Origin of the sequence: Ilumatobacter sp. (assembly GCF_030065885.1) — a bacterium.
Lineage (GTDB): Bacteria > Actinomycetota > Acidimicrobiia > Acidimicrobiales > Ilumatobacteraceae > Ilumatobacter.
Window position 1 is genome coordinate 1 of record NZ_JASJCS010000199.1, and the last position, 5447, is coordinate 5447.

The 5447-nt window shown below is 70.0% G+C and carries 4 protein-coding genes and 1 pseudogene; 3 read left to right on the forward strand and 2 right to left on the reverse strand.

Annotated features, from left to right (window positions below; genetic code table 11):
• Positions 1 to 146: 146 nt before the first annotated feature.
• The 3 genes from QNJ12_RS23600 to QNJ12_RS23610 all read left to right on the forward strand — a co-directional run bounded on the left by QNJ12_RS23600 (position 147) and on the right by QNJ12_RS23610 (position 4245).
• Complete coding sequence (locus QNJ12_RS23600) at positions 147 to 1544, forward strand: pyridoxal-phosphate dependent enzyme (protein WP_300626543.1); 1398 nt, start codon at positions 147 to 149, stop codon at positions 1542 to 1544.
• 42 nt (positions 1545 to 1586) lie between these two features.
• Positions 1587 to 2747 (forward strand): cystathionine gamma-synthase, encoded by a 1161-nt coding sequence (locus QNJ12_RS23605; RefSeq protein WP_300626545.1) that lies wholly within the window; start codon positions 1587 to 1589, stop codon positions 2745 to 2747.
• A gap of 91 nt (positions 2748 to 2838) precedes the next feature.
• Positions 2839 to 4245, forward strand: coding sequence for a trehalose-6-phosphate synthase (locus tag QNJ12_RS23610; protein WP_300626547.1), 1407 nt, complete (start codon positions 2839 to 2841; stop codon positions 4243 to 4245).
• Positions 4246 to 4254: 9 nt separating this feature from the next.
• Here the strand turns inward: QNJ12_RS23610 and QNJ12_RS23615 are convergent, their stop codons facing one another.
• Complete coding sequence (locus QNJ12_RS23615) at positions 4255 to 5208, reverse strand: TIGR03621 family F420-dependent LLM class oxidoreductase (protein WP_300626549.1); 954 nt, start codon at positions 5206 to 5208, stop codon at positions 4255 to 4257.
• Positions 5205 to 5447: pseudogene (locus tag QNJ12_RS23620) on the reverse strand (hypothetical protein); the annotation flags it as partial. The gene QNJ12_RS23615 and the pseudogene QNJ12_RS23620, both read right to left, overlap by 4 nt.

The following is a 5447-nucleotide window of genomic DNA, read 5'->3' on the forward strand; positions in this document are numbered from 1 at the left end:
GGGTGTACCCCCGAACAGATCGATCACCGAGTCGGCGATCTGCGTGCCTTCGAGGCGGGCGTCGACCATCGGTCGCATCGTAGGCCCGGCGGCGGCGTTGCCGGCCCGAGCGAACACGGTGCGCTCGCCTTGGTTACGCTCGACCCATGGTCGACGCCCGCCTCGAAGGCACGCAGATCGCCGACTCGGTGATCGATCTGTTCGGGGGTACACCCCTGGTCCGCATGAAGCGGATCATGGAGGTCGAGGACCTGCCCTGCGTGCTGGCGATGAAGATGGAGACCACGAACCCGGGCGGCTCCTCGAAGGACCGGCCTGCGCTCGAGATGATCCTCGCCGCCGAGCGCAGCGGTGAGCTGCAGCCGGGCGGCACGATCGTCGAGCCGACCAGCGGCAACACCGGCGTGGGCCTCGCCATCGTCGCCGCGCAGCGCGGGTACGACTGCGTGTTCGTGATGACCGACAAGGTGGCGCCCGAGAAGATCTCGCTCCTCAAGGCCTACGGCGCCGAGGTGGTCGTCTGCCCGGTCGCGGTCGCGCCGGACGACGAGCGCAGCTACTACAAGGTCGCCGAACGGCTCACGCACGAGCGCAACGCGTTCCGGCCCAACCAGTACGCCAACCCCAACAACCCGATCTCCCACACCAAGACCACCGGGCCCGAGATCTGGGAGCAGACGGCCGGGCGGATCACTCACTTCGTCGCGGGTGCCGGCACGTGCGGTTCGATCACCGGCGTGGCGCGGTACCTCAAGGAGCAGAATCCGGACGTCAAGATCATCGCCGCCGACCCCGAGGGCTCGGTCTTCTCGGGCGGGTCGGGGCGTCCCTATCTGGTCGAGGGCGTGGGCGAGGACTTCTTCCCCGCGGCGTGGGAGCCCGAGCTGTACGACGAGACGATCGCGATCAGCGACGCGGACAGCTTCATGATGGCGCGCCACGTCAGCCAGGTCGAGGGCATCCTGATCGGCGGCTCGGGCGGCATGGCGGTCGCCGCCGCCATCCAGGTCGCTCGCCGCGCCGACCCCGACGACATCGTCGTCGTGTTCAACCCCGACTCGGGTCGCGGCTACCTCTCGCGCGTGTTCGACGACGACTGGATGGCCAACTTCGGCTTCCTCACCGAGTGCGACGAGTCGGTCGGGGCGGTGCTCGAGGCCCGCAACCCGTCGATCGAGAACCTGCTCTACGTCAACCCCGGCGAGACCGTGCGCACCGCGATCGATCGCATGCGGGCCAGCAGCGTCAGCCAGCTGCCGGTCTGCAAGAACACGCCGCCGTTCGCCGCGGCCGAGGTGTCGGGATCGGTCGACGAGCTCGAGTTGATGGAGTCGATCGCCGACGAGCCGGCCGTCATGGACAAGGCGGTCGAGGACGTCATGGGCGACAAGCTGCCGACGATCGGCATCGGTCAGAGCCTCGACCTCGCGATCGAGATGCTCCACACCGCCCCGGCACTCCTCGTGCTGTCGGGGGGACGGCCGCTCAGCGTGCTGACCCGCACCGACATCCTCTCGTTCTTCGAGGCCCAGGCCGAACGGTGATCGCTCGATCGCCGACGACCGGCTCGACGAACGGAGAACCACATGGGTGAAGAGGAACAGCAGGTCGGCTGGGCGTTCGAGACGCTGGCCATCCACGCCGGCCAGGAGCCGGACGCGGGCACCGGTGCCGTCGTGCCGCCGATCTCGCTGGCGACGACGTTCGCCCAGCGCGAGGTCGGCGTGCACCAGGGCTACGAGTACTCGCGGTCGGGTAACCCGACGCGCACGGCGATGGAGGAGCAGATCGCGGCCCTCGAAGCGGCGCGCCACGGACTGGCGTTCGCGAGCGGCCTGGCTGCGGAGGACAACGTCATCAGGCTCCTCGAGCAGGGCCGGCGGATCCTGCTCGGCAACGATGCGTACGGCGGCACGTTCCGGCTGATCGCCAAGGTGTGGTCGCCGATGGGGTACCCGTGGACGGCCGTCGACCTCGGCGACCTCGACGCGGTCGTCGCCGGCTGGCCCGAAGACACCGGCATGGTGTGGCTCGAGACGCCGACCAACCCGTTGCTCACCTGCTTCGACATCGAGGCGATCGCCGAGATCGCCCACGAGCGGGGGGCGCTCGTGGTCGTCGACAACACGTTCGCCACGCCGTACCTGCAGCAGCCGGTGACCCTCGGTGCCGACATCGTGGTCCACTCGGCGACCAAGTACCTCGGCGGGCACAGCGACGTCGTCGGCGGCTTCCTCGCCGTCGACGACGACACGATCGCCGACCGGCTCCGCTTCACGCAGAACGCCGCGGGCGCGGTGCCGTCGCCGTTCGATTGCTACCTCGTCATGCGCGGCGCCAAGACGCTCGGCGTCCGGATGGACCGTCACAGCGAGAACGCACGGGCCATCGTCGATCTGCTGATCGAGCATCCCGCTGTCGATCGCGTGCTCTACCCGCAGTTGCCCGACCATCCGGGCCACGCTGCCGCAGCCCGCCAGATGCGCGACTACGGCGGCATGGTGAGCTTCACCGTCGCCGGCGGCGAGGAGGCCGCCCGGCGCATCGCGGCGTCGACCGAGCTGTTCACGCTCGCCGAGTCGCTCGGTGCCGTCGAGAGCCTCATCGAGCACCCGGGCGCGATGACGCACGCGTCGGCCGCCGGCTCGCCGCTCGAGGTGCCCGACAACCTCATCCGGCTGTCGGTTGGCATCGAACACGCCAGCGATCTGGTCGCCGATCTCGCGCAAGCGCTCGAGCGCGCCTGACCGGCCGGCCACCGCGCCACGGCGCCACGACGCACGCCTCGGCTGGGGCGAGTAGTTCGGCCCTGTCCAACGACCCGTCGCGGTGGGTACCGTGAGCGGTATCAACGAGCAGCCGCCGCCCGTGTCACCCGAACGACCGCTCGTGCTCGCCGCCAACCGGTTGCCGATTAGGCGCACCGAGGACGGCTGGGCCACCAGTCCGGGCGGGCTCGTGCGCGCCCTGCTGCCGATCGTCCAGGAGTCCAAGGGGAGCTGGGTCGGGTGGACGGGCGAGGCCGACAGCTCGTCCGAGATGATCCACGTGGACGGCATCGACCTCCACCCGATCTCGATCTCGGATCGCGAGCTCGAGCGCTACTACGAGGGCTTCGCCAACGACACGCTCTGGCCGCTCTACCACGACGCCATCCGCGACTCCGGCTACCGCAGCGAGGACTGGGATGCCTACGTCGACGTCAACCGGCGCTTCGCCGACCGGCTGGCCGAGATCTCGCCGCCGGGCGCGAACGTGTGGATCCACGACTACCACCTCCAGCTCGTGCCGATGTTCCTGCGCGAGCGGCGCCAGGACGTCCGGATCGGCTGGTTCAACCACATTCCGTTCCCGCCGTTGGAGCTGTTCCAGCGCCTACCGTGGCGCGCCGAGATCATCCGCGGCCTGCTCGGTGCCGACGTGCTGGGGTTCCAGCGGGCCCGGGGTGCACGCAACTTCGTCGCCGCCGCCCACCAGCTGGCCGGGGCGACCGAGGTCGCCGACGACCTCGTCCACCTCGACGACCACACCGTCCAGGTGGGTCACTTCCCGATCTCGATCGACGTCGACGAGTTCGAGCTGCTGGCGAGTGGGCGGGCAACCCGGCAGCGCGTCTCGCAGATCCGCACCCGCCTCGGCGATCCCGAGGTGATCCTGCTGGGCGTCGATCGGCTCGACTACACCAAGGGGATCGGCAGCAGGCTGCGAGCCTTCGGCCAGCTGCTCGACGACGGTCGCCTCGACGCCGAGCGCCATGTCCTCGTGCAGATCGCGACGCCGACCCGCGAGCGGGTCGAGTTGTACCAGGAGGAGCGCCGCGAGATCGAGCAGATCATCGGCGAGATCAACGGCCGTCACGCTCGACTCGGCTTCCCCGCCATCCACTACCTCTATCGCATGCTGCCGGTCGAGGATCTGATCCCGCTCTACCGGGCGGGCGACATCATGTTGGTGACACCGTTCCGGGACGGCATGAACCTCGTCGCCAAGGAGTACGTCGCGGCCCACGTCGACGGCGACGGCGTGCTGGTGCTCTCGGAGTTCACCGGTGCCGCCGACGAGCTGAGCGACGCGCTCCTCGTCAACCCGCACGACGAGCAGGCCCTCCAGGATGCGATCGTGCAGGCGGTCGAGATGCATCGCCACGAGCGCCGCCCACGGATGGAGGCGATGCGCACGGCGGTCGCCGACGCGAACGTTGGCGACTGGGCGCGATCGTTCCTCGACGCACTCGCCGGGGCCTGAGGCGACGGTTCAGCGGCCGGCGAGCGCTTCGACCACCGGCGCGAACCCCTCGGCGTCGCGCACGACGAAGTGGCTGATGCCGACGTGCTCGCGCAACCGCTCGATCTCGTCGACGACCTGTTCGAGCGAGCCGAACAGCGCGAACGGTGTGTGCTCGATCACCTCGGCGTCGAGCCGGAACCGCTCACTCAGCTCGGCCGCGGCCGGAGCGTCCGGGCCGACGGCGGTGAACTGCACCAGGGCCGACCGCTCGATGTCGGAGTCGCGAGGGCCCGCCGCCTCGGAGAGCCAGCCCGCCCGCTCGACGACCTGGTCGAGCGCGAATCCGCCACCACTCGGCTTGCCGCCCTCGCCGTGGACGAGGCCGGTGAACTGGAAGATGTCAGCGAACCTTCCCGCGAGGGACACGACACGGCGGCCATGCCCGCCGATCAGGAACGGCACGTGGTCGTTGACTGGTCGGACACCCAGGTCGGCGAGGTGGACCCGGACGTGCTCGCCGTCGAGCTCGGCCGCACCGTCGTCGAGCAGGCTCCGCAGCACCTCGAGCGACTCGGCGAACCGGTCGACGCGCGGGCCGGGTCGGCGAATGGGCGATCCGATCCAGTCGTGCTCGGCCTCGTCGTAGCCGGTGCCGAGGCCGAGCACCAGCCGGCCGCCGGTCAGCCGATCGACCGTGGCGGCGGTGCGGGCGAGCAGAGCGGTGTTGTGGAGCTCGTTGTTGATCACCAGTGGGCCGACTCGTAGTCGATCGGTCGCCGTCGCGGCGACGACCAGCGGAGCGAACGGATCGATCGAACCCGGGCCCTCCCTCGCACCCTCCCGATCTGGGTCGGCGCCGACGTGGTCGTACGTGTAGAGCTCCTGGTAGCCGAGCGCCTCGACCCGCCGTGCGTGATCGGCCAACCGCGCGGCATCGTCGAGGGGCCCGCCCTGCACCGCGAATCGGAACGGCCGGTTCATGCCGCCCTCCGGTACACGGTGCGGTCGTGGCTGAAGTGGACGACATCGGGCTCGAGCGCATGCAGCCGGTCGAGCGACGCACGTGACGTGTCCGACCAGCTCTCGTCGTGCACGTCGCCGGGATCGAGCTCGCGGGCGGTGTACTCGGCACACGTGTAGCAGCACTGGCCACCGACGATCGTCCGGCCGCTGTCATCGTCGACGAGGAGCGACTGGTGGCCCGGCGTGTGGCCGGGCGT

Coding starts and splice junctions, on each gene's coding strand:
- QNJ12_RS23600 (WP_300626543.1), top strand. CDS start 147: ATGGTCGACGCCCGCCTCGAAGGCACGCAGATCGCCGACTCGGTGATC.
- QNJ12_RS23605 (WP_300626545.1), top strand. CDS start 1,587: ATGGGTGAAGAGGAACAGCAGGTCGGCTGGGCGTTCGAGACGCTGGCC.
- QNJ12_RS23615 (WP_300626549.1), bottom strand. CDS start 5,208: ATGAACCGGCCGTTCCGATTCGCGGTGCAGGGCGGGCCCCTCGACGAT.